This is a genomic window from Cytobacillus sp. NCCP-133, from assembly GCF_026011715.1.
Taxonomy (GTDB): domain Bacteria; phylum Bacillota; class Bacilli; order Bacillales; family Cytobacillaceae; genus Cytobacillus.
The window spans coordinates 1-22012 of sequence record NZ_BRVM01000030.1 but is presented as its reverse complement, the minus strand read 5'-3'; the positions used below and the strand labels follow the sequence as shown (position 1 = coordinate 22012).

23 protein-coding genes are annotated in these 22012 nt (G+C 43.7%); 12 read left to right on the top strand and 11 right to left on the bottom strand.

The window, feature by feature from the left end:
* Window positions 1-120: 120 nt before the first annotated feature.
* Together NCCP133_RS20505 and NCCP133_RS20500 are read left to right on the top strand one after the other, a co-directional pair.
* A complete protein-coding gene (locus tag NCCP133_RS20505) occupies window positions 121-666 on the top strand; it encodes a cytochrome c oxidase subunit II (RefSeq protein ID WP_264807101.1) in 546 nt (181 codons plus the stop codon).
* Window positions 666-2132, top strand: a complete 1467-nt coding sequence (locus NCCP133_RS20500) for a cbb3-type cytochrome c oxidase subunit I (protein ID WP_264807100.1) — start codon at window positions 666-668, stop codon at window positions 2130-2132. Before NCCP133_RS20505 ends, NCCP133_RS20500 begins: the two co-directional genes overlap by 1 nt.
* 340 nt (window positions 2133-2472) lie before the next feature.
* On the opposite strand, the gene NCCP133_RS20495 is transcribed toward NCCP133_RS20500, so the two are convergent.
* A complete protein-coding gene (locus NCCP133_RS20495; protein ID WP_264807099.1) occupies window positions 2473-3429 on the bottom strand; it encodes a calcium/sodium antiporter in 957 nt (318 codons plus the stop codon).
* A 388-nt stretch (window positions 3430-3817) separates the two neighbouring features.
* Between NCCP133_RS20495 and NCCP133_RS20490 the strand changes: the two genes are divergently transcribed.
* Complete coding sequence (locus tag NCCP133_RS20490; RefSeq protein WP_264807098.1) at window positions 3818-4042, top strand: hypothetical protein; 225 nt, start codon at window positions 3818-3820, stop codon at window positions 4040-4042.
* A 66-nt stretch (window positions 4043-4108) separates the two neighbouring features.
* On the top strand, window positions 4109-4717 hold the full coding sequence (locus NCCP133_RS20485) for an exonuclease domain-containing protein (RefSeq protein ID WP_264807097.1): 609 nt from the start codon (window positions 4109-4111) through the stop codon (window positions 4715-4717).
* An 83-nt stretch (window positions 4718-4800) separates the two neighbouring features.
* Here the strand turns inward: NCCP133_RS20485 and NCCP133_RS20480 are convergent, their stop codons facing one another.
* The 3 genes from NCCP133_RS20480 to NCCP133_RS20470 all read right to left on the bottom strand — a co-directional run bounded on the left by NCCP133_RS20480 (window position 4801) and on the right by NCCP133_RS20470 (window position 6498).
* Window positions 4801-6054, bottom strand: coding sequence for an ATP-binding protein (locus tag NCCP133_RS20480; RefSeq protein ID WP_264807096.1), 1254 nt, complete (start codon window positions 6052-6054; stop codon window positions 4801-4803).
* A 64-nt stretch (window positions 6055-6118) separates the two neighbouring features.
* The gene (locus tag NCCP133_RS20475; RefSeq protein ID WP_264807095.1) at window positions 6119-6310 is read right to left on the bottom strand and encodes a YwbE family protein; all 192 of its coding nucleotides are present in this window, start codon (window positions 6308-6310) and stop codon (window positions 6119-6121) included.
* A complete protein-coding gene (locus NCCP133_RS20470; RefSeq protein ID WP_264807094.1) occupies window positions 6310-6498 on the bottom strand; it encodes a hypothetical protein in 189 nt (62 codons plus the stop codon). The genes NCCP133_RS20475 and NCCP133_RS20470 overlap by 1 nt, the downstream gene beginning before the upstream one ends.
* Window positions 6499-6727: 229 nt before the next feature.
* Between NCCP133_RS20470 and NCCP133_RS20465 the strand changes: the two genes are divergently transcribed.
* The gene (locus NCCP133_RS20465) at window positions 6728-8563 is read left to right on the top strand and encodes a M6 family metalloprotease domain-containing protein (protein WP_264807093.1); all 1836 of its coding nucleotides are present in this window, start codon (window positions 6728-6730) and stop codon (window positions 8561-8563) included.
* 83 nt (window positions 8564-8646) lie between these two features.
* On the opposite strand, the gene NCCP133_RS20460 is transcribed toward NCCP133_RS20465, so the two are convergent.
* The 5 genes from NCCP133_RS20460 to NCCP133_RS20440 form a co-directional block, all read right to left on the bottom strand.
* On the bottom strand, window positions 8647-9567 hold the full coding sequence (locus NCCP133_RS20460) for a ketopantoate reductase family protein (RefSeq protein ID WP_264807092.1): 921 nt from the start codon (window positions 9565-9567) through the stop codon (window positions 8647-8649).
* Window positions 9568-9891: 324 nt separating this feature from the next.
* Window positions 9892-11343 (bottom strand): carbon starvation CstA family protein, encoded by a 1452-nt coding sequence (locus tag NCCP133_RS20455; RefSeq protein ID WP_264807091.1) that lies wholly within the window; start codon window positions 11341-11343, stop codon window positions 9892-9894.
* Window positions 11344-11856: 513 nt separating this feature from the next.
* Window positions 11857-12588, bottom strand: a complete 732-nt coding sequence (locus NCCP133_RS20450) for a LytR/AlgR family response regulator transcription factor (protein WP_264807090.1) — start codon at window positions 12586-12588, stop codon at window positions 11857-11859.
* Entirely contained in the window at window positions 12557-14326 is a 1770-nt protein-coding gene (locus NCCP133_RS20445; RefSeq protein WP_264807089.1) for a sensor histidine kinase, read from the bottom strand. The genes NCCP133_RS20450 and NCCP133_RS20445 overlap by 32 nt, the downstream gene beginning before the upstream one ends.
* A gap of 233 nt (window positions 14327-14559) precedes the next feature.
* Window positions 14560-15174, bottom strand: a complete 615-nt coding sequence (locus NCCP133_RS20440) for a hypothetical protein (protein WP_264807088.1) — start codon at window positions 15172-15174, stop codon at window positions 14560-14562.
* Window positions 15175-15376: 202 nt separating this feature from the next.
* On the opposite strand from NCCP133_RS20440, the gene NCCP133_RS20435 reads away from it, so the two are divergent.
* From NCCP133_RS20435 to NCCP133_RS20420, 4 genes are all read left to right on the top strand, one after another.
* Complete coding sequence (locus NCCP133_RS20435; RefSeq protein ID WP_309298097.1) at window positions 15377-15868, top strand: NUDIX hydrolase; 492 nt, start codon at window positions 15377-15379, stop codon at window positions 15866-15868.
* A gap of 130 nt (window positions 15869-15998) precedes the next feature.
* On the top strand, window positions 15999-16574 hold the full coding sequence (locus NCCP133_RS20430; RefSeq protein WP_264807087.1) for a nucleotidyltransferase family protein: 576 nt from the start codon (window positions 15999-16001) through the stop codon (window positions 16572-16574).
* Window positions 16575-16684: 110 nt separating this feature from the next.
* Window positions 16685-17425 carry a type I methionyl aminopeptidase gene (map, locus tag NCCP133_RS20425; protein WP_264807086.1) on the top strand — a complete coding sequence of 247 codons (741 nt, stop codon included), beginning with the start codon at window positions 16685-16687 and terminating at the stop codon, window positions 17423-17425.
* A 102-nt stretch (window positions 17426-17527) separates the two neighbouring features.
* Complete coding sequence (locus NCCP133_RS20420) at window positions 17528-17956, top strand: hypothetical protein (protein ID WP_264807085.1); 429 nt, start codon at window positions 17528-17530, stop codon at window positions 17954-17956.
* A gap of 151 nt (window positions 17957-18107) precedes the next feature.
* On the opposite strand, the gene NCCP133_RS20415 is transcribed toward NCCP133_RS20420, so the two are convergent.
* Window positions 18108-18290, bottom strand: a complete 183-nt coding sequence (locus NCCP133_RS20415; RefSeq protein WP_264807084.1) for a hypothetical protein — start codon at window positions 18288-18290, stop codon at window positions 18108-18110.
* A gap of 75 nt (window positions 18291-18365) precedes the next feature.
* Here NCCP133_RS20415 and NCCP133_RS20410 point away from each other — a divergent pair, with 75 nt between their 5' ends.
* Window positions 18366-19361, top strand: a complete 996-nt coding sequence (locus NCCP133_RS20410; protein ID WP_264807083.1) for a zinc-binding dehydrogenase — start codon at window positions 18366-18368, stop codon at window positions 19359-19361.
* A gap of 90 nt (window positions 19362-19451) precedes the next feature.
* Here the strand turns inward: NCCP133_RS20410 and NCCP133_RS20405 are convergent, their stop codons facing one another.
* Entirely contained in the window at window positions 19452-20495 is a 1044-nt protein-coding gene (locus NCCP133_RS20405) for a lactonase family protein (protein WP_264807082.1), read from the bottom strand.
* A 275-nt stretch (window positions 20496-20770) separates the two neighbouring features.
* On the opposite strand from NCCP133_RS20405, the gene NCCP133_RS20400 reads away from it, so the two are divergent.
* Together NCCP133_RS20400 and NCCP133_RS20395 are read left to right on the top strand one after the other, a co-directional pair.
* Window positions 20771-20962, top strand: a complete 192-nt coding sequence (locus NCCP133_RS20400) for a hypothetical protein (protein WP_442874307.1) — start codon at window positions 20771-20773, stop codon at window positions 20960-20962.
* Between the two features lie 168 nt (window positions 20963-21130).
* Window positions 21131-21946, top strand: a complete 816-nt coding sequence (locus NCCP133_RS20395) for an STAS domain-containing protein (protein WP_264807081.1) — start codon at window positions 21131-21133, stop codon at window positions 21944-21946.
* Window positions 21947-22012: the final 66 nt, after the last annotated feature.

The window sequence follows — 22012 nt, the reverse complement described above, 5'->3', positions numbered from 1 at the left end:
TCGTTAAATAGGACATATATCACCGAATTTTAATTGCGGATCTCATAAAATTGGTTATGAAACTGAACAGGGGATGGGGGATGCCTTGTTTCGCAATCAAACTTTATGGGAGGGGTATGGATGTACCAGCAAATTGCCCTTTATGCGACTGTTTTTTTTGTGTTTCTGCTTGCGCTCGCTTTTGCATTTGTCTACGGGGAGTCGAAGCGCAGCGGAGATTATGGATCCATTCAGAAGAAAGGATATCGGATCAGGAAGTTTTATTTTCTTGGCTTAATTGCCGTTATGGGATTTGCCAGTGTCATGACGCTTGGCAGATTGCCATATGATCGTAATCAGGCGGAAGCCACCGGCATGAATGAAATCAAAATAGTAAAAGTAACGGGAATCCAATATGCTTGGGAGATGAGTGAGGACCGCTTCAGGGTGGAGGACCAGGTCCAATTTGAAGTGACGGCAGATGATGTTACGCATGGATTTGGACTTTATAATGAAAAAATGGAGCTAGTCGCTCAAACCCAGGCCATGCCTGAATATACCAACACAGTCTATTACAAGTTTGAAGAGCCAGGGACTTATCAGATTCTCTGTCTTGAATACTGCTCAGCCGGCCACCATGTGATGGTGAAAGAAATTGTGGTTGAACCGGAAGGGGGGAGCCTCTGATGAACGAGAATATTCACCCTTTGGCTAAAAGGACCGTTGTATGGTATTTGGCGGCAACCGCGCTCGTGTTAATTCTGATGATGATTTTTGGTGTCATGATGCTGTTGAATCAGGGGGAAATGATCAGCCTAACGCCGCAGTGGTTTTATAAAATTATGACAGCACACGGAACAGGAATGGTAGGCATAGCCGCTTTGGGCGGTACTGCTATTCTATGGTATTTCCTGTCCAAATACGTTAAATTGAATCCTGCGATGCTGATTGTGAACTTTGTGCTCTTTTTAATAGGTGTCGCAATGGTTCTGATCGCGATATTTGTCTTTGATTTTTCAGATGGATGGACATTCTTATATCCTCTTCCAGCCCAGTCGGCTAAATTGGCTGGAGCAGCAGGGGCAATGTTCTTCCTATCAGGAATGCTGGTATTAGGCATCGGCTTTTTAATTATGTATATGTATCTGGCAGCCAGGCTGACAAAAGGATATGGCGGGCTTGGGAAGGCGCTCGGATGGGATATAATCTTTAGAGGGAAAAAAGGGAAAGGGCCGCCCGCGGCTGTAGTGGCAACAGCCATGGTCATCATCACCAACTCAACCGCTCTATTGGCAGGTGCAACGGTGCTTGCAGCTTCCATCTTAAACATCGTCAATCCAGCCATAACGATGGATCCCATGCTTGCCAAGCATCTTACGTATGCATTCGGCCATATTTTTGCCAACTGTACGATTTATATGGCGGTTATAGCGGTTTATGAGGTCCTCTCAGAATATACAAAACGTCCTTGGAAAGCCAATAAAGTATTCTTAATCGCATGGAATTGCTCCACTCTTTTCACCTTAATGATTTATACACATCATCTGCTAATGGACTTTGCTGTGCCAAAATGGATGCTCATAATCGGGCAAGTATTTTCCTATGCAAACGGCCTCCCTGTTATGGTTGTGACCGCGTATGGGGCATTGATGATCGTATACCGGTCACGAATGAAATGGGACTTCGCCTCAAGCCTCTTTTTCCTTTCCATGTTCGGCTGGGTGGCTGGCGCCATTCCGGCTATCATTGATGCGACGATTGTTGTCAACCATGTGATGCATAATACGAAATGGGTTCCCGGCCATTTTCATACGTATATGGGAATGGGCGTTATGGCGATGATTTTCGGCTTCATGTATTACTTCAACACGACCGAAGGCAATCAGCAGCACAGGGGAATCGATACATTCAGCATCGCTCTATACTTCGCCTTTTTTACAGGGCTCGTCGGTTCCTTTCTATATGCAGGGGGAATCAGTGCGCCGCGGAGATGGGCGGAGCATTTGCCTCAGTGGGTGCTGTCCGATCAGGCAGGAGCAGTCAGCGGGATCTTTATCGTGCTGGCGACGACGATCTTTACGGTGAGGTTTTTCGCAGGCTTACGAAGTGTCGGTTCAAATATTCCTTATAATAAAAATTCAGCTGCTAGCTGACGATCGGCGCCTGGAGAACTTTCTCCGGCGCTCTTTCATAGTATTTAAAACAATAAAATTGAACGGTGTTAAAGTTCTTTGGGAAGGTGGTCTGCAACTAGCTCCAGCGCCTAGCCCCTCGGGTCATAAGCCAAATCACTCCAGAAATCAGGATTTTCTGCGTGAATCGTCTTATGCCTGTCAGGGCTGATCAAGGCGCTTCCGTCTTTGGTCTTTCTCAGCCATCCTATGCTATATTAAAAGTTGTAATATTCCAAAAATTAGCAGGTGACCTAACGATTTAACTGGAAACATCAGCCCTATAAAATAGAGCTGGACCACTGTAGGCCCGGCTCTAACTTTAGTTTCGCATAATAATATAAATCAAGTAAATGATATAAGATGCTGCCAGGAAGCTGCCTTCATATTTACCTACTACATAGTGGGTTCTTGAGAAGGCCAGGAGCACAACCGTCAGCAGAATCATGATCGTAATATCTACAACAATCTTCGGATCAACGCCCAGCGGGGTGATCGCTGCTGCCGCACCAAGTACGAAAAGAATATTAAAAATATTACTTCCAACAATGTTCCCGAGTGCGATTTCACTTTGCTTTTTAAGTGCTGCTGTAATAGAGGTGACCAATTCAGGCAGGGAGGTACCAACTGCCACAATCGTCAAGCCAACAAGTGTTTCGCTCATTCCCAGCGAAACTGCAATCTCGGTACTGCTTCTGACCACCAAATCTCCGCCAAAAATGATCGCTGCCAGGCCGGCCAGCGTAAACAAGATTTGTTTCGTCCAAATGGAGCCGCTTGTTTTAACGTCCTCACCTTGCGGATTGCTGCGGTTTTTTCTCGCCACTTCAAATAAGTAATACATGAATAAGGCAAAAATCAAGAGCAGAATCAGACCATCGCCGCGTGTCACAATGTCTTCGCTAACAGATTCCAATACCCTGTCACTGATAAAAATCATCAAAGCTGTGCTCGCCAGCAAGGTAAAAGGAATCTCTTTTCGAATTGTCTCGCTTTCTACCTGCAGAGGATTGATTATCGCTGTAACCCCAACCACAAGCGTAATATTAAAAATATTGCTTCCAATCACATTTCCAAGTGCCACTTCCGCATTGTCATTAAGCGCCGCCAGAATACTAACCGTCGCTTCAGGTGAACTCGTACCAAACGCCACAATGGTCAAACCAATCAAAAGCGGAGAAATCTTCAGGAACACTGCGATTTTTGAAGCTCCCTCCACAAAATAGTTCGCACCGGCAATCAAGAGGGCAAATCCGATGATTAATAGGATATAAGACAAGTTTTATAAACACCTCCAATTTATTACTATGATTATCCTATTATGGATGGATTTAAACACCTGGGGCAAGTATAAGCCTTGTTACTTGTTATTTAAAAAAGAACTGGCTGCATAATAGTACCGTAAGATGCCTTATTGTAATGCCTTCCTATACTCCGTATGCCATTCCTGCGTTTTTTCGCTGTCCCAAAAACAGTATAATGATTGCAAGCTGAACAATCACAAGTCCCATCATGATAAAAACCTCCTTACAAGCTATTACAATACTTACGGGTGAAGCAGTGGTTTTGTTTCGTATTTTGGTATAATGGTTCTGGATGCTTTTGCATTGAAAACAATCGAAATTAATTTTCCTATAAATCAAAATAGAACAAAAGGAGGAAGTTTTATGAAAAGCAAAAATATTTTATTTTACATTTTGCTGACGCTATTGCTCACTTCCATCATCAGCATTGTCATGGGCTACCATAACTTCGGATTTGGTGTTGGGTTTCTATTTGCGTTCTTATCTTTAGCCACAGGCTATTTTTATTCCATGAAGAACCGTGAATATATGCATCAAAACTATCATGCCGATTATGTGGACCGCTTAAAGAATAATAAGAAAATATAAAAGAGTGGTTTTGCTGGAAATCAGCATTCCTCTATTATATGCTTAAAAAAAATAGAGGAGGCAGCCATGAGAAACCAGGAAAAAATGGGCTTGCTGCTGGATGTGGAGACCACGGGACTTGGGCCGAATTCCGATGAAATGATAGAATTGGCTTTGAAGCTATTTTCATATCGCACGGATACAGGGGAGATTGTTGATATTAAGGATAAAGCCTCTTTTCTAAGAGAACCCATCAGCTATTCTGCCAAAAACAATTACAGCCGGGCCTTCAAAGTTCATGGCATTCCTTACGAAGCCGTTAGCGGCAAGAGCTTCGATGATATAAAAATTAAAAAATTCTTCTATCATGCCGATTCAGCTTTTGCCCATAATGCATCATTTGACAGAAGCTTTTTATACCGGATGTATCCGGAAGATATTAACGAATTAAAGTGGTATTGCACTATGCGAAGTGTGCCATGGAAGGCGTACGGCTATACAGACAGCAAGCTGCTGACGCTTCTCCAATCCCACCAGATTGCACAAAGCCAGACGCACCGTGCTATGGACGATATTACATACCTGCTGGAACTGCTGAAGAAAACAAATCCGAACGGGGACTTTTATATGTGCGATGTCCTCGCCAAGGGCCCAATGAGAAAATATCAATCTGCTGCACAGGGAAAGCTTGGGTAAAAATTCAATCAAACGTTTGATTGAATGGCCTTCAGCCCTTGATAGATAACAAAAAGAGTGCCGCTTGTGGGCACTCTTTTTTGTTATTCGCTTTTCAGCAGCGGCAGCACAATCTTAACCGCTGTTCCTTTGCCAACTGTGCTTTCATATTCAATGGATCCTTCCATTTCACGGATAATTTTATTCGTCACCATACTGCCGAGACCTGTCCCTTTTGTCTTAGTCGTATAAAACGGCAATCCGATATTTCTTAATTGTTCGGATGTCATCCCGCGGCCATTATCTTCAATGCTTACTTCAACCGTGTTCTTGAAATAATCTGGTAGGGTGAGGATTCTGACGACGCCCTGTTCAGGAATGGACTCAATCGCATTTTTAATCACATTCATGACCGCTTGTTTCAGATGTTGCTCATCACCCTGCACATAAAAAGGTCCCTTATCATCATAATCAATGACGACATTGGAGTATGACGCAAACGGCCTCATAAGCACAACGCAATCTTGAATCACCTCATGCAAAGGCACATTCGATAGCTGAACCTGTTCAGGCTTCGAAACTTTAAGGTAATTCGTGATGATGCTGTTTGTCCTGTCCAGCTCCTCCAGAATGAGAGGAGAGAACTTTTTTAGGTTTTCATCTGAACTATCCTGGCTCAAAAATTGGATAAATCCCCTGACTGTTGATAAGGGATTGCGGATTTCATGGGCAATGGAGGCTGCCAGCTGGCCGATCATTGTCAATTTATCCATATACATCATTTCATTGATCTGCTTATTGATCCTGAATAAATTCTCAATCACAAAAATCAGGGCAATAAATGTGATATAAAAAGCGGCAAAATAAACCATATAAAAGAAAGTATCTAAAAAAATCACAGCAGAAGCCAGAATTGAAATATAAAGGTAAAAATACAAAAAAGCAATCAGCGTTCCCGTAATGATCTTGTGCCTGGAATTCAGAAAAATTCTTCTGAACGCAAAGGCAATCAAAAAAGATAGAATGGAAACCAAAATGCCAATAAGAATAAACTGTCCGCCAATCAAATAGCGGGTGATTACAACACTTAAAAGCACAATCGAACCCGGCAGCCATCCTGCATAGAGAGTGACGATCATAATGGCAACCATTCGCAGGTCAAAATGTGTTTCACCCAAGGTTTCGATCGGATAAAACATGCATAAAAGCGCGCCGAATGATCCCAGAAACCCATAAATTAATTTTTGTTTTAATGTAAGAGGCTGCTTTGTTTGAAAAGGAAAAAACAAATTCCCGTTAAATGTAAAAGAAAATAGAATCGTTATATTTACCAATAAAGGCTTGATCAGTGTAACCAAGGTATCCCTCCAAGCAATAAAATCTAGATGGCAAGGGATTGAACATCAGGAATTTTCCTGCCTATCATAGAATCTCTTTTACCCGGCCGACCTGTCCATCTTCGAGCCTTACTTTGATTCCATGAGGATGTGAAGGGGAATTCGTTAATATATCTGTAACTGTACCTTCAGTCAGCTTGCCTGTCCGCTGATCTTTCTTAAGAACAATCTTTACTTTACGTCCTGGGGCGATATCAGCCCGTTTTTGACCATTCATTATACACCCGTCCGTTTCCGCTGGTTATTCGTCTTTTTCGTCTGCTGGCTTTTCAATGCTTTAGCTGATTTAACAGGAACATTCGTAAAATTCCGGCCTGAGTGACTTTGTTTTTTGCTCTCAAGCTGCTGTTTCATCGCTTCCTTGAGGCTAATCTTTTTTCTTGCGTTTTCTTCTATATGAGTCATGGGCTAATCTCCTTTAATTACATATGCATCTATTATAAATCATTAACCCTATAAAAGATATTCTGCTGAAAAAAGGATCTTCCATCTTTAAATTTTGGAAAAATAATACTTTTTAACCACGAAACATTCCAGCAAACTATACTTTCTGCCTATTTAGAAAATACTGAATATTATTTACTATTTAGATTATAGAAATAGATTTAGAAATAGATTATAGGGAGGGAATCATATGTTAAAAGTGTTATCCACATCCGCGTTATCCCTGGCTTTAGCAGGAAGCGCCGTCTTTGCGGGAGCAGAACCGGCAGATTCACAGCCAAAGCAGGAGAGCAAATATCAAATTAGTTTGGCAGACCATGTTGGGGCTGCGCCTGAACTTGCCGAGAAGGCGAAGGAACTGGGTATAGATCTATCAAAAATTGATCCGGCTGAAAAAGCAGCTAAGGCAGGTGCAAAATTCCAGCAGCCTGGTGATAACCACGTAGCTTATAAAGAAGCAACAGGCGATATCCCGGTTCTGGTTCTTTTGGCAAAATATAAAGACGGGGATGAGCCGGTTGGCGATATGCCAGGACAGGTTCCAGCTCACTACTATGAAGATTTAATCTTTGGTACTGAATACAATCCGTATGAACTTCCGCAATTTGCTAAATTTGCTGAGTATAACGGGGTAAAAGCACCAACAGACCGTACAATGCAAAACGCTTACAAAGAATCCAGCTACGGAAAGACAAATCTTGTCCGTAAAGAAAACACTGAATTTGTATGGGTAGAGATGCCAAAAGGGGCTTCATACTATCTAGATCAAGAAGGTACATACGCTGAGAATGGAAAATATGTTCTTGGAAACGTTAACGGTGACGCCCACACAGGTGAGTTTATTCGTGACTTACTATTAGCAGCAGACGACCAGGTAGATTTCTCCCAGTATGCTGTAGAAGGAGAAGTTCCGAACATTTTCGTTATCCATGAAGGAACAGGAGCAGAATTCAGCCGTGATCCAGCACAGTTCTGGTCTCATAAGTGGAGCCTCTTAAGTGCTTTATATTATGGCAAATACTATGAAACTGGCAAACCAGCAGACGTACATGCAGGTATGAGTCAAGCTGAATGGATTAATAAGACTGTTGCTGAAGATATGACTTACGATGGCGTAGTTGTAAACAACTACAACATCCAGCCAGGTATCGGCGGTAACGTTGCCGGATTTGATGCTGCTACCAACTCTTACAAAGAGGAAGCAAAAACTGGACCATTCCCAGCTCAAACAGGGGTTTATGCTCATGAATTTGGACATGCACTAGGATTGCCTGATTTCTATGATACAGTGTATACATCTGAAGGTGTTGGAAACTACTCCATGATGGCCGGCGGATCCTGGATGCGCTATCCGGACGCAGCAGCTTATGGCGGAAACTCGCCAACTCACTTTGATCCCTTCTCTAAGATCTTCTTGGGTTGGGTAAACCCAATTGAAGTAAAACCTGAAGATGGCGTGCAGGAATTAACACTGCCTGCAATCAGCGAAGCAAAAGCAGACAATGGCATCGTAAAAATGGAAGTGCCCGGCTCTAACGGCACAGAATACTTCTTATTCGAAAACGTCCAGCAGGAGGGATTCAACAAAGGCCTGGTCCGTCAGGGCGAAGATTCACATGGACTGGTAGCATGGCATGTGGATGAAAACATCATCAATCTTTACCAAACAGCCGGCTTCCGTCCGAACAATGTAGAAAATTGGATGAATAAGCGCTTCCAGTATAATCAGTCTGAAACAGCAAGTGACGGCACTGAAGTGACACATTACGGATTATCAGTCCTTCAGGCAGACGGCAAGTATGACCTGGAGAAAAATCTTAACCGCGGGGACGCTGGCGACTTCTTTAAAACAGGAAGCAAGATTACGCCAGTTTCCGAAAATGTTCACACGGGATCTTACTATTTCTGGAAGGGCTACAGTGCAACACCAGCTGACTCCGGAATCCATGTAACAGACATTACAGAGAATGAAGATGGATCTATTACAGCAAAGTTCTACTACAATACGAATAGCAGCACGAAATAATAGAACAAGAATCCGGGCGGGGAAACCCTGCTCGGATTTATTCTTGTAAAAAAACACCTGCCATCTTGACAGGTGCCTCCAACTCACAAACTATTTTTCTCATAAACCTTCAAGTTCGCATAAACCGCAGCGATTACAGGAGCTTCCAAACCCAGGTCTTTAGACTTCTCTAATAAATATCCAAAGAAATGATCCGCTTCAATAGCCTGCAGTTTTTCCATATCGCGCTGCAGGGAAGATTTCATCTCATAGCCAATTTCGTTTATTTTCTGCACATGTGCTTCCTCAATGCCATCTGCAAGCGGAGCGCCGATGCCCTTCATAACTGCAGATGCTTCTTCTAGAACGCTTTTTACTGTTGCTAATCCGAATTCCTGCTCCCTGATAGGCCCAATTGGAGAGCGGAAGAGAGATGTAACACCAGAGAGTGTTGAAATAAACAAATACTTATGCCACATCTCCTGCTCAATATTTTCCGAAAGGCGGAAATTTGCTTTTGTACCGGAAAACGCTTCTTGGAGCTTACGAATCGGCTCTGTTTTTTCACCAGAACGTTCGCCGAATACGAAGTCATGAATTGGGCTTGTTTGTACGACTTTGCCGTTCCCATCAAGGGTCGTTTCAATATAGCAAAGACCGCCCAGTACTTTTTCTTCGCCAAAAGCGGCTGTCAGTGCATCCATGTGGGCAATTCCATTTAAAAGGGGAAGAATCACGGTCTTTTCATTTACATATGTACGGATATCTTCAATCGCTCCCTGAAGATGATAAGCTTTTGTGGAAAGCAGGATCACATCAAAATCCGCTGCTTTTTCCCCGGCTGTAATCGCTTTAGGGCTTGCGAACTTCATATCTCCGTGTATGCTCTCGACCACCAGCCCATTTTGTTCCAGCTGCTGCTTTCTTGTTTCTCTGACCAAAAAGGTAACATCCTCGCCTTTTTCCAAAAGCCTTCCGCCAAAATAGCCGCCAATGCCGCCAGCTCCTACCGTTAAAATTCTCATATTCTTTCCCTCCTTGTTTTCTGTTAATTCCATTATAAAGTATAAAGGAAAAAGTGCACGCTTTGGGACGTGCACTTTTTTTAGCTAAAAAAGATAGGCTATCAACAATTCTAATTTCTCCTGTTGTAATCATGGCAATGATGATCTTCGCAACCAGGGGAATCTTTTCAGTGCCTCTATTATCGTCTTACTGCCCGCAAAGGCCCGATTGGTTCAACTAACAATCAGTGGGGATAAAGCACCCCACTGGTTGAAGTTCCCCTTTATTTCCCTTTTCCTCTTGTTCCTTAACGGTTTCCCGATAGTTAGGACTGCAGCAGCCCATTAGGCTGCACCCTTCCAGTTGGTAACGTCATCGTCAAGAGGGAAGCTGTTTGCGCGGGCATTTTTCGCTGCTTTAAAGAATAAGGCTACAAGTACTGCTGATCCGATTGCCGCGCCAATCCAAGAAACGTTCATAGGAAGGCCGAAACCAATTTTTGCATTTAGGATATACGTGATGACCATGACCAGCATAAACGTTCCCGGCACAAGGGCAATCCAGTAATTTTTCTTGGCAATGTAAAGGTACATCGCTGCAACGAAAAGAGCAATAACCGCTGTTGCCTGGTTCGCCCAGCTGAAATATCTCCATAATAGGTTAAAGTCGATTTGTGTAAGAACCATGGATACTGCAAATAGTGGAACAGCAATCCATAAACGGCTGGACATTTTCTTTTGGGCAATGTGTAGATATTCGGCAATAATCATACGCGCACTGCGGAAAGCAGTATCTCCGGATGTGATGGGAAGAACAACTACACCAAGAACGGCAAGTGTACCGCCGACTGCGCCTAGCATCATAGTGGAAACTTCGCTTACAACTGCTCCAGGGCCGCCAGCCGCCAATAATTCATTTAATCCAGCAGGGCCGTTAAATAGGCTCATAGCTGCAGCTGCCCAAATCATAGCGATAACACCTTCAGCTATCATCATGCCGTAGAAAATTTTGCGTCCTTGTTTTTCTTTTTGCGTTGTACGAGAAATAATCGGTGTTTGTGTTGCATGGAATCCTGATAGTGCTCCACATGTAATCGTAAAGAAGATTAATGGGAAAATAGGAGCATTGTCAGGGTGGAAATTGCTTAATGACAGCTCAGGGATTGGTGCTCCTTTAACAAGTAATCCAATACCTACTCCAACCGCACTGATCACAAGCAGGGCTCCGAAATATGGATAAAGACGGCCGATGATCTTATCAACAGGCAATAATGTGGCCAAAATATAATAAACAAAGATCGCAGAGAGGATAATTCCAAGCGCAATCTTTCCGTCCATTAAAACATGAAGCAGGCTTGCTGGAGTTGAAACGAACACGGTACCAACTAAAAGCAGAAGCAGAATCGCGAAAGCGTTAACAACATGCTTCATCACTTTGCCCAGGAACTTGCTTGCAAGTTCAGGCAAGTGAGCACCACGGTTGCGGATTGAAATCATTCCTGTTAAGTAGTCATGAACAGCACCAGCAAAAATACATCCGATAACGATCCAGATAAATGCTACAGGCCCGTAAAGCGCTCCCAAAATGGGGCCGAAAATAGGACCCGTACCCGCGATATTCAATAGCTGAATAAGCGAGTTCTTCTTCGTGCTCATTGGCAGATAGTCAACCCCGTCCTGATGCGTATAGGCAGGAGTCGATCTCTCTTCCTGAACACCGAATACTCTTTCTACAAATTTTCCGTACGTAAAGTATCCGACAATTAAAAGAGCAATACCGGCTAGAAATGTAATCAACGTAAATCCCCCTTTAATAAAAATACTGAATGAATGCGTTTACATTGATTATAAGAGAGAATAAGAAATTTTGAACATTTTGTGTCCAAGATGTAAAAAAGGAAGATTGAAATGCAGAAAAGAAGGATTAAGATGCAAAAAAGGGAATTCGAGCTTTGGCAATATTCATCACTTTCAAGTAATTAGAACAGTTATCCACTGGGATATCCACATATTCTGTGATTAGCATAGGAATCTTTAATTTTCCACAGCTGGAAATCAAAAAGGCTGAAGGTTATCCACACATAATTTGGCTGTAATGAAAGGGGAGCGGGAACGACGGAAAAGATAGGGAAAAAGACGCAAATAGTTTTCTGAACGACGCAAAACTAACACACAACGACGCATAAGGATCCCGACAACGCAGAATCCCCGCCACTCAAAACTCCTCCAACAAGACGCAAGCCCATACCGCAATCCACAACCCATCCCCAACCCCCGCCCAATCAAAAAAAGCACTGCTCCCGATGCTTTTTACAGCTCCAATCTCACCCTTAATGCCTTCACATAATTCCGGCTCACAGACAGCATTTCCTCCCGGCCTTCCATTTCGAGCTGGTATGCGCCATTGAACCAGGGTGTCAATCGCGTTACATAATCCAGATTGGCCAGATAGCTCTTATGAATTCTGAAAAAGGAGAAAGGGAGGAGCCTGCTCTCTAAATCCTTAAGCGGAGTCTTTGTTTCGTATTCTCTGCTTTTAGTGATAATCCGTGAGACCTTTTCATCTCTGTATATATACAGGATGTCCTTTGGTTCCAGGTAAAGAATTTCCCCGTCTTCTTCGACAGCGAGCTTTCCGGGCGGTTTGCTTTTTTCGGCTTCTTTTTCCGGGCCAATCAGCTTTTCAATTCGTCTGATCGTTTGCTCCAGCTGTTCTTCGTCATAAGGCTTAAGCAAATAATCGATTGCCTCATATCGAAAAGCTTCTGCCGCAAACTGCGGATAGGCAGTGGCAAAAATAATAAGAGGCACTTTCTTCAGTTCCTTCAGTGATTTGGCGGCTTCCATTCCATTCATTTTCGGCATTTCCACATCAAGAAAGAGCACATCCGGCTGAAGCTGGATCGCCTTCATAACTGCGGCCTCACCGGAATCCGCTTCCCCCACGACCTGAATCGAAGGGAACTCTCCCAGTAAGTGTCTTAATTCATCCCTGCTGTATCGTTCATCATCAGCTATGACTGTTCGTATCACTCTGTCCATCTGCAACTTCCTCCGTTTGTGGAATGGAAAAATGAATCTCTGTGCCAACGCCTTGGGTGCTGTTTATTTTTAATGAAGCTTCCTCGCCAAACATCATCGTCAGCCTCCGGTTTACATTATAAAGCGCCAGACCCGATCCCGTTTCTGATTGCAAGGTTTCTTTGCCGATTTGCCCGGCTCTTTCTTTGCTCATGCCCTGGCCATTATCTTCCACCTTTACCATCGTGGCGGCATTCTGTTTCTGTATCGTAATCTTAATGAGACAGTCCTGATCCTTATCTTTAATCCCATGCTTCACTGCATTTTCCACAATCGGCTGCAGCGTGAGAGGGGGGATTTTTTCAAAAAGGGCTGTTTCGTCAATATCATAGATGACCTCCAGTCTGTCGACGAAACGTGTTTCCTCAATCGACAGGTATGCCTTGACATGCCTCAATTCCTGTTCGAGTGTCGTCACGCTGACCGTTGTTGCAGTCAGGTTTTGCCGCAAAAAATGGGACAGAGACACAAGCAGTTTTCTTGCTTTGGCTGGCTCAATTCGGACAAGGGAGACAATCGTATTCAATGAATTAAATAAAAAGTGGGGCGATATCTGTGCCTGCAAAGCCTTAATTTCAGCCTCTTTTGCCAGCTGATAAGCTTTGTCAGCCTCTGCGATTTCAAGCTGATTGCTAAGCAGTATACTTAACCCGGATATCAGTTCCATTACAAGATTATTAATTTCTTTTTCCGAGCTAAAATAAAACTTCAGCGTTCCGATCGTTTCCTCCCTGAGCTTTAAAGGAGCAATTACAGCCGCACCAAGCGGGCAGCTTTCTTCCCGGCAGTGGATGGTCCGGTCATTCGCAATCACCAGCTCCCCCTGCTGAATCACATCCCGCGTAATTTGTGTCTGAATTGGACTGCCGGAACGATGATGGTCGTCCCCAAGCCCGACATGTGCAAGGATTTCTGTATGATTGGTGATCGCTACAGCTTTCGCCTGCAGTTCTTTATGTAAAATCCCACAGACCGCCAAGGCGGAATCATGTCGGATCCCTTTGCGGAGATGGACAAGTGTCTGGTCGGCAATCCGCAGTGTTTTTTGGGCGTGAAACGCGCCTGCTTTTTCCTCTTCGTTAATCACATTTTTAATGATAAGGAGGAACAGCGCGCTGCCCAGTCCATTCGCTGCAATCATCGGAATTCCGATCATCTCGACGAGCGCTTCCGCTTTTTCGAAGGGCCTCGAGATGCCGAGTATGATCAGCATTTGCACAGCCTCTGCAGCTGCACCTATAAAAAAAGCGGATGAAAGCTTTACATGCTCATTCTTTTTATGGAAAAAAGCAGCAAGCACACCGGCCACAATCGCAGCCAGCCCGCACGCAATAGCTGTAAACCCGCCAAGCGTGAAACGGTGTAGGCCAGCAATGATTCCCGCGCCAATTCCCACTTTGTAGCCTCCTAGCAGCCCAGCAAGCACAACCCCAATTACCCTTGAGTTCGCAATCGCTTCATCAGAGGCAAGCTCAGCTGCCCAGCGGTTAAACTGGAGCGTATCTGTATTAAAGGCAAGTCCGCTATATGTGCCAATAATCCCAAAAAATCCGAAAAAGAGGATGGCTTTGTACTGCTGATTCAGCTTTAATCTCTCGCCATAGATCATTTCCCTGAAAAAGCGGAACCTTGTCAAAATCAGCGCGATCGTGACGATGATTCCAAGCCGTTCCAGCATCGTTACCAGCAATTCCAGCATTCGGCAGGGCTCCTTTAGTTAAGTTCATTATCCTTTATTTTAATAGATGAAAGACAGAATTAAAAATAGCTAATTTCATTTTTTGAAAGGCTTTTAAATTGTAAATGTTGAATGATATCCCATTACATTGAAAAATCCGGAGGAATGAAATCAACCGGCAAGGTTTTCGGAACTGCTAAAACCAATCCGGAAAATAAAGAGGATACTCATCGCACTGAGTATCCTTCTTCCAATCAGCCTTTAGGGAAAAAGACTTCTTTATCAAGAACGACTTCTTTCGGAGGGTTTTCCATCGGCATAAAATAAGGGAAAAGGGCAAAGTTAATTTGATCTAGGTGATCCGGCAGAGCCGGAGAAACGAGAAACGACATTTGGGTATTTCCGCCTCCCCCGCGGGAACCGTGCCTTTTAACATGGTAATCAACTGGCCCGTCAACTGCAAGCATTAAGCGGGGGATCAAATGGCCAATGTTCTCATCTTGATTTTTATAGCTGATTTCAAGGGTAACTACACTGCAATGATCGTGCTGCATGGCATGTGTCAGCATATAGTCGAAATCATCAACGGTGGACTTTCTCATGATCGGCAGCACATTCCGGATCTCACCCGGCTCATCCGGAATAAACGGGTAGCTGCGGTCATCCAGACTATTAAAAAACCAGCCAATTTCTGGTACATCCATATCGTATTTCTTTGCCCACTCTTCCATCAGTTCCATCGGCGGGAAGAACCGCTTACCCTTTGTTTTCGCTTTTCTTTCCTGAATCAGCTCCAGCAGCTTTTCATCGATGGCTTTAAATGTTTCATTATATTCATTTTTCACTCTTCCAAACTCAGCCCAGCCCATATGAATAACCTCCCAGAATCCTTATTTCCTTCAAGTCTACCTGAGACTGGATAATAAAACCAATTAAAAGGAGCCGAAAGCCATGGGTTATACCATCAATCAAATCACACCTGGTAAACTAATAGAACACAAGCATAAATTAAAAGAATATCTTCAATCCGAGTTTATGTTCAATGCCTATATTAAAAAGGGGGCTTCTTAAATGGAAACAGAACTTCTCAATATTTTTGATGAAGGCCGGAAACAAATTGGTGTAGCTTCACGCGAAGAAGTACATAAAAAGGGATACTGGCATGAAACCTTCCATTGCTGGTTCATCCAAAGGGATAATGATAAGAACTATATCTATTTTCAGAACCGCAGCAAGGACAAGAAAGACTATCCGGATCTGCTGGATATTACAGCTGCCGGCCATCTGTTAAGCCATGAATCGGTTATGGATGGAATCAGGGAAGTGGAAGAAGAGCTCGGCATTAGCGTTGCGTTCGAGGAATTGGTTCCACTCGGTGTCATTGATTACAGCGCGGAGAAGAAGAATTTTATAGACAAAGAGCTGGCACATGTTTTTCTGTACCGCTGTCATCATCTCTTAGATGAATTCTATCCGCAGCTTGAAGAGGTATCCGGTATTGTTAGAATCCCATTGGAGGACTTTTATGAACTATGGTTTAACGGAAAAGAATCCATTGAGTAGAAGGATTCGAAATTAGCAATGGAAAAAGAGTCCAAGCCTCTAGACTGGTAACCAAAGAAGATTTCGTTCCCCATGAGGATTATTATTACAGGCGTGTCCTGTACTCGATTCGTGAATTGGAGACGGAAAAATGCTAATCAAGACGGAAAAGGATATCGTGGACCTGGTAAGCGAGGACGAATGGATGGTGGCCATTCTTTATGCTGCGAAGTCGCTAAATCTGCCCGACTGGTGGGTCTGTACCGGTTTTGTCAGATCAAAGGTTTGGGATGCCCTGCATGGCTTCAGCAAAAGAACTCACTCGCCGGATGTGGATGTCATATACTTTGATAAAAGCGATCTTAGCGAAGATACAGAAAAAGAACTCGAATCCAAGCTGAATTCACTGATGCCGGAAGTGCCATGGTCTGTTAAGAATGAAGCTAGAATGCACATCATAAATGATATCCCTCCATATAAATCATCTAAAGATGCGATCTCAAAGTTTCCGGAAACCGCCACTGCCCTAGGGCTGACCCTAGGGGAACAGAATGAAATCATCCTAACCGCACCATGCGGAATTGAAGATTTGCTTGCTTTAAAAATAAAGCCGACTCCTTATTTTACAGAAAGTGAAAAGCTTGCTGAAATCTACAGACAGCGTATCGCTAAAAAGAGCTGGAAGTCTATCTGGCCAGGGGTAGAGGCGATTCAATCAAACGTTTGATTGAAAGGAGTAGGTATGTTTTTACCCGCAGATAATGCGAATGCTTATTAAGCGCGCTCTATTTAGACTATAATAGAGAAATAACAACTAATGAAAAGGCAGGATTTAAAATGATTGTAAAAAACGAAGAAGAATTAGCAAAACTGAAGGAAATCGGCAAAATTGTTGCAGAGATCCGCGATGCGATGATTGAAAAAACAAAACCTGGCGTTACAACCAAGGAGCTTGATGATTTTGCAGGCGAGCTTTTTGATAAGCATGGAGCCATCTCAGGCCCTAAGGGAGAATATGATTTTCCGGGCTTCACTTGCATTAGCGTCAATGAAGAAGTCGCGCATGGGATACCAGGAAGCCTTGTCATTAAAGATGGCGACCTTGTAAATATTGATGTTTCGGGATCAAAGGACGGCTATTTTGCAGACACTGGCCTATCTTTTGTAGTCGGCGAGGACGAAAAACTTCAGAAGCTTTGTGACACAGCCAAGGAAGCGTTTGAAGAAGGACTGAAAAAAATAAAGCCCGGCGGTAAGCTAAGCCTTATTGGAAAAACCGTTCAAAAAGTCGCAAGAAACAACGGTTACTCTGTCATCATGAATCTCACCGGACACGGAATCGGCCGCTCTCTTCATGAAAAGCCTGATCACATCCTAAACTATTTTGATCCATGGGATAAGCAGCTGTTAAGAGAAGGCATGGTTGTCGCATTCGAACCGTTTATCTCAAGCGGAGACGAAGAAGTAAGAGAAATGAGCGACGGCTGGACCTTCGTCACACCGAACAAAAGCCACGTCGCCCAATGCGAACACACCGTTATCGTCACAAAAGAAGGACCGATTATCTTAACAAGATAGAAGGAAGGAACAGGGGCATATGCATAGGCTGAATGTCCCTTTTGTTTGTATATGTTTTATTTCTGGAATGATATAATAAAGAAAACAGGAGGAGGTGAAAAAATGGAACGAGAAATACTTAAAGCTTTGGGTCAGATCAACGAAAAGCTGGACTTGCATGGATTGCTGCTGGAAGAGCAGGGACGAACACTAAAGAACCAAGGCGAAACGCTAAGAGAACATAGTGGGCTATTGAAGGAGCAGGGAGAAACTCTTAAGAAGCAAGGAGAAACATTGAAGGAACATGGGGAAACCATTAAACTTCAGGGTATTACACAGAAAGAACATACCGGCCTGCTTGGTGCTTTAATTTCTGGCCAAGAAGCATTAAAAGCTGAAATTAGTGAGTTCAGACTTCAAAATGCAAAGGAATTTGGTGAACTAAAGGATCGAATGGAAACCCAGGAAGTTAGTTTGGAAATTCTAGAAAAAGAAACATGGAATAACAAAAAAGAAATCCGCAGAATACAAAAGTCCATGGGGATGAAATAATTCTCAAGCAGCTTAAGTATCATTTAATCCCCATTTTTATCCCGCACATTGTATCCTCATTTTTGAAAAACTACTTGAACATTACTCCCCAATCCGCTAAAATGACCAAAATAATTTCAAATGTAAAGTAATGACAGGAATCAGTAGCTGCTTATCTCCCTGTTTTAGAAGCTAATGTATGGGGCAAATCAGGACAAAGATAAGAGTGAATTACCTTCTGGAACTTTCCTTGTGAACGGCAGTAGCAAGGAACGGCACGGACCGTAATTCCGCCTGAGTGAAGAGCAATCTTCAAAGCAAAAGCAGATGCCCGCACCGTAAACATCCAAGTCATATTGTTTTTCCAATAGCCCTATTCGAGATATGATAGAAATAGACGAAATTTTTAAAGAAAAGCAGGTGTATGTAGATGAGAGCCATCATTCATGAAGGAAAAACAGGCCGCGGCGGCTTGTCCTATGGAGAAATAACAAAGCCGGAGCCGGCTGCAGGCGAAGTCAGAGTCAAGTTAAAAACAGCGGGATTAAATCATCGAGATTTATTCGTCCTGAACCGCCACAAGCCAAAAGAGCCGGCACTCGTCATTGGTTCAGACGGAGCAGGCATCATTGATGCAGTTGGTGAAGGTGTCACGAATGTAAAAGCAGGCGATGAGGTCATCATCAACCCGGGGCTTGGCTGGAAAGAAAACAGCGATGCCCCGCCAGCTGGATTTGAAATCGTCGGTCTGCCATTCCACGGAACGTTTGCTGAATACATCGTAATCCCAGCTGAAAACGCAGCACCCAAGCCAGCCTATTTAACTTGGGAAGAAGCGGGTGTCCTTTCTCTTGCAGCACTGACGGCGTACCGAGCTCTTTTCACGAGAGGAAAGATTAAAGCAGGCATAAAGGTGTTTATCCCTGGAATCGGCGGGGGAGTTGCCACTTTCCTCATGCAATTTGCGAAAGCAGCAGGAGCAACCGTCTACGTGGCATCCCGATCACAGGAAAAATGCCAAAAGGCGCTCGAATTGGGTGCAGATAAAGCGCTCGACAGCAATGAGGACTGGAACGAAGCACTTGCCGGGGAAAAGGTTGATCTCGTCATCGAATCTGTCGGACCTGCAACATTCAATAAATCACTCGGAATTCTCCGAAACGGCGGAACCATCGTTACATTTGGCTCCTCTTCAGGCGACCAGCTCGAACTCAATCTCCGCAGCCTGTTTTATGCCCAGCAAAATCTGCTAGGCTCCACAATGGGAAGCGCGGAGGAATATCATGAGATGCTTCAATTTATTGAAAAGCATGAAATCAGGCCAGTCCTCGATCAAGCCCTGCCGCTTGAGCAATTTGAACAGGCTTTTAATAAAATCGAAAACGCCGAACAATGGGGAAAAATCGCCTTTAACATCAGCGAATAAAGTGATCTTCATAAGTGGGTGAATCACCCCCGATTATCTGCAATGAAAAAAGGTGAGAGGCTGCAAACAAGCAGTTTCTCACCCTTTTTCCTACATATGCAAAAACTTCACACAAACCGGATCCGGCACAGCCGCGTCTGATTGCAGCAGTGTCAGCTTCCCTGTCTCCTCATCCCTCTTATATAAAACAATATTGCTGGAATTTTGGTTAGTGGCCACCACAAATCTTTCAGAAGGATCCAGCACAAAGTCGCGCGGCCAGTTTCCTTCCGTTGAGATATGCTCAATAAATGCAAGCTCGCCGTTATCCTGATTGACAGAGAAAATGGCAATGCTGTCATGTCCGCGATTACCGGCGTATACGAATCGCCCGTCGGAAGAAATATGAATGGCGCTGCCCTGATTATTTTCCGTAAATCCTTCAGGAAGGGTTGAAATCGCCTGAAGCTGAGTGAAGCTGCCGTCATCTTGGTATTGCAGCAGCACAACCTCTGAACTAAACTCAGTCATGACATACGCGTATTTCCCATTTGGATGGAAAACCAGGTGTCTTGGACCGCTGCCTGGTTTTACAGATAATATGCTTTGTTCTTTTAAAACACCATCATGAACTTCATATGTAATGACCTGGTCAGTTCCCAGATCCACTGCAATCACATATCTTTCATCAGGAGTTAGCCCGGCATAGTGAGTGTGCGGCTTTTCCTGCCTGCTGTCCGGGCCAGATCCGCTGTGCTCCATCACAGAAACCGCAGGGCGAAGAGAGCCATCTTTCTCAGTCAAATAGGACTCCACGGTGCCTTTATGGTAGTTTGCGCTGAATACATTGCGTCCTTCAGAATCAACGCTCACATGGCATGGAGGAGATCCGGCTGATACCTGGCTGTTGATTTTTTCCAATGAACCGCTGCTGCTGTCCAAGCGATAGGCAGCCACACCGCCAGCTTCGCCTTCTTTTGCCACTGAGTAAAGATAATTATTATCTTTTTTGATCGTTAAATAGGTTGGATTATCCAATTTTGCCGCCACTTTTACGTCTGAAATTTTGCCTGCTTCCGTATCCAGAACGAAAGAGTAGATGCCTTCACTGTCCCCCTTTGTGTATGTACCAATAAATCCAATGTACTTGGCCATAAGAAGCCTCCTCTACTGTTTATTGCAGTCTAACGGGCAGTAAGACTCCCTCTTCAAGACTATAGAGAAATTGAAGGGAGTTAAGCGGGAGTCCAGCTCCCCGTAAGGCCCGATTGGTTCAACTAACAATCAGCTGGAAAATACCCCACTGATTGAAGGTTCACTTTATCTTCTGAAAAATACTCTACCATAATTTGCACAGCAATCAAAAGGAAGAGGAGTTTTTCCATCGAAAAAGAATATAAAAAGGAGAGAGATACGAGAGGAAGATTGCTATGCATGCACTCGCGTCTATATTGTCAGTCTGGTGGAAGTTTGACTGGTTTCCGATGGAGACCTTAACGAAAGCATGGTATTACGATAAAGGAGGGCTGAAGAAACAGCGGAATGTCTCCCTTATGAAGGAACATCGTGCCAAGAAGGGCATCACGGGAAATTGCTTTGCTGGCCATCTGGCTGCTCCATAAATTTAAACTGGCTGGTAAATAGTTTAGAATGAAAAATTATTTTTTTCTTCACCAGGCAGGACCCATCCCTTTTAAAGAAATCTCCCTATTTATTTCCCCAGCCTGTCATTTTAAAGAGATAGTAGGTTATAATCGAAGCATGACAGAAGAGAGGAGATATACATACAGATGGAGCCTATACAAAAAGTTTCAGCGTATCTTACTCAAAATGCGGAAGGGTTATCTGAAGAAATCGTTGCAGAAATTGTGAACAGATTCGGTTTTGAGATTCCCAAACAAGAATTTGACGCTGCTGTTTCGATGTATATTGAGTTTATAAAATTTCTGGGAGGAATGATTGCGAGCAACAGCGATCAAGTTCCTGATGAACTGGTCGAATGGAGTAAAGGAAACGGGGAAAAGGCGGCATCAATGGGCGGAAAGATCTCAGATATCGTCACCCGCTATCCGGACACCCGCATCGTCTTTACCGATAGATTAAAAACAATCGGCAAAGATCATGGGTTAACAGCTGATGAGACGATTACCATTGTGAAAAAAGTAAACCATATGCTTGATATTAGCATAAATGAAACTGTATTTGCCTTCGAACGCCAGACACAAAAACGATTAAGAGAAACGCAATTACAGGTAAATGAACTTTCCGCAACCATTGTGCCGATCCAGGACAAGATTGCGATATTGCCATTGATCGGGAACATCGACTATGACCGGGCACAAATCATTATTGAAAAAGCGGTCCCGAAGGTAAATCAATGGGGCATCGAAACCCTCATCATCGACTTTTCGGGCACGGTTAATATCGATATTCAAATTGCCAAACATATTTTTGATATCCGGAATATTCTCCTTCTGACAGGAGTGAATACAATTGCAACTGGCGTGCGCCCCGACTTGGCGAAAAGTGCAGTCAACTTGGGAATTGACCTTTCCTCGCTTGAGGTCTACTCAACCGTTCAGCAGGCAATTACGAGCATTAAATAAGAAACACACATGATTCAATTACTCACACCCCCGTATGAAAATATTCATCCGGGGTTTTTGTTTTTT

Coding starts and splice junctions, on each gene's coding strand:
- NCCP133_RS20505 (WP_264807101.1), top strand. CDS start 121: ATGTACCAGCAAATTGCCCTTTATGCGACTGTTTTTTTTGTGTTTCTG.
- NCCP133_RS20500 (WP_264807100.1), top strand. CDS start 666: ATGAACGAGAATATTCACCCTTTGGCTAAAAGGACCGTTGTATGGTAT.
- NCCP133_RS20490 (WP_264807098.1), top strand. CDS start 3,818: ATGAAAAGCAAAAATATTTTATTTTACATTTTGCTGACGCTATTGCTC.
- NCCP133_RS20485 (WP_264807097.1), top strand. CDS start 4,109: ATGAGAAACCAGGAAAAAATGGGCTTGCTGCTGGATGTGGAGACCACG.
- NCCP133_RS20475 (WP_264807095.1), bottom strand. CDS start 6,310: ATGAATGGTCAAAAACGGGCTGATATCGCCCCAGGACGTAAAGTAAAG.
- NCCP133_RS20470 (WP_264807094.1), bottom strand. CDS start 6,498: ATGACTCATATAGAAGAAAACGCAAGAAAAAAGATTAGCCTCAAGGAA.
- NCCP133_RS20465 (WP_264807093.1), top strand. CDS start 6,728: ATGTTAAAAGTGTTATCCACATCCGCGTTATCCCTGGCTTTAGCAGGA.
- NCCP133_RS20460 (WP_264807092.1), bottom strand. CDS start 9,567: ATGAGAATTTTAACGGTAGGAGCTGGCGGCATTGGCGGCTATTTTGGC.
- NCCP133_RS20450 (WP_264807090.1), bottom strand. CDS start 12,588: ATGGACAGAGTGATACGAACAGTCATAGCTGATGATGAACGATACAGC.
- NCCP133_RS20445 (WP_264807089.1), bottom strand. CDS start 14,326: ATGCTGGAATTGCTGGTAACGATGCTGGAACGGCTTGGAATCATCGTC.
- NCCP133_RS20440 (WP_264807088.1), bottom strand. CDS start 15,174: ATGGGCTGGGCTGAGTTTGGAAGAGTGAAAAATGAATATAATGAAACA.
- NCCP133_RS20435 (WP_309298097.1), top strand. CDS start 15,377: ATGGAAACAGAACTTCTCAATATTTTTGATGAAGGCCGGAAACAAATT.
- NCCP133_RS20430 (WP_264807087.1), top strand. CDS start 15,999: ATGCTAATCAAGACGGAAAAGGATATCGTGGACCTGGTAAGCGAGGAC.
- map (WP_264807086.1), top strand. CDS start 16,685: ATGATTGTAAAAAACGAAGAAGAATTAGCAAAACTGAAGGAAATCGGC.
- NCCP133_RS20420 (WP_264807085.1), top strand. CDS start 17,528: ATGGAACGAGAAATACTTAAAGCTTTGGGTCAGATCAACGAAAAGCTG.
- NCCP133_RS20415 (WP_264807084.1), bottom strand. CDS start 18,290: ATGACTTGGATGTTTACGGTGCGGGCATCTGCTTTTGCTTTGAAGATT.
- NCCP133_RS20410 (WP_264807083.1), top strand. CDS start 18,366: ATGAGAGCCATCATTCATGAAGGAAAAACAGGCCGCGGCGGCTTGTCC.
- NCCP133_RS20405 (WP_264807082.1), bottom strand. CDS start 20,495: ATGGCCAAGTACATTGGATTTATTGGTACATACACAAAGGGGGACAGT.
- NCCP133_RS20400 (WP_442874307.1), top strand. CDS start 20,771: ATGCATGCACTCGCGTCTATATTGTCAGTCTGGTGGAAGTTTGACTGG.
- NCCP133_RS20395 (WP_264807081.1), top strand. CDS start 21,131: ATGGAGCCTATACAAAAAGTTTCAGCGTATCTTACTCAAAATGCGGAA.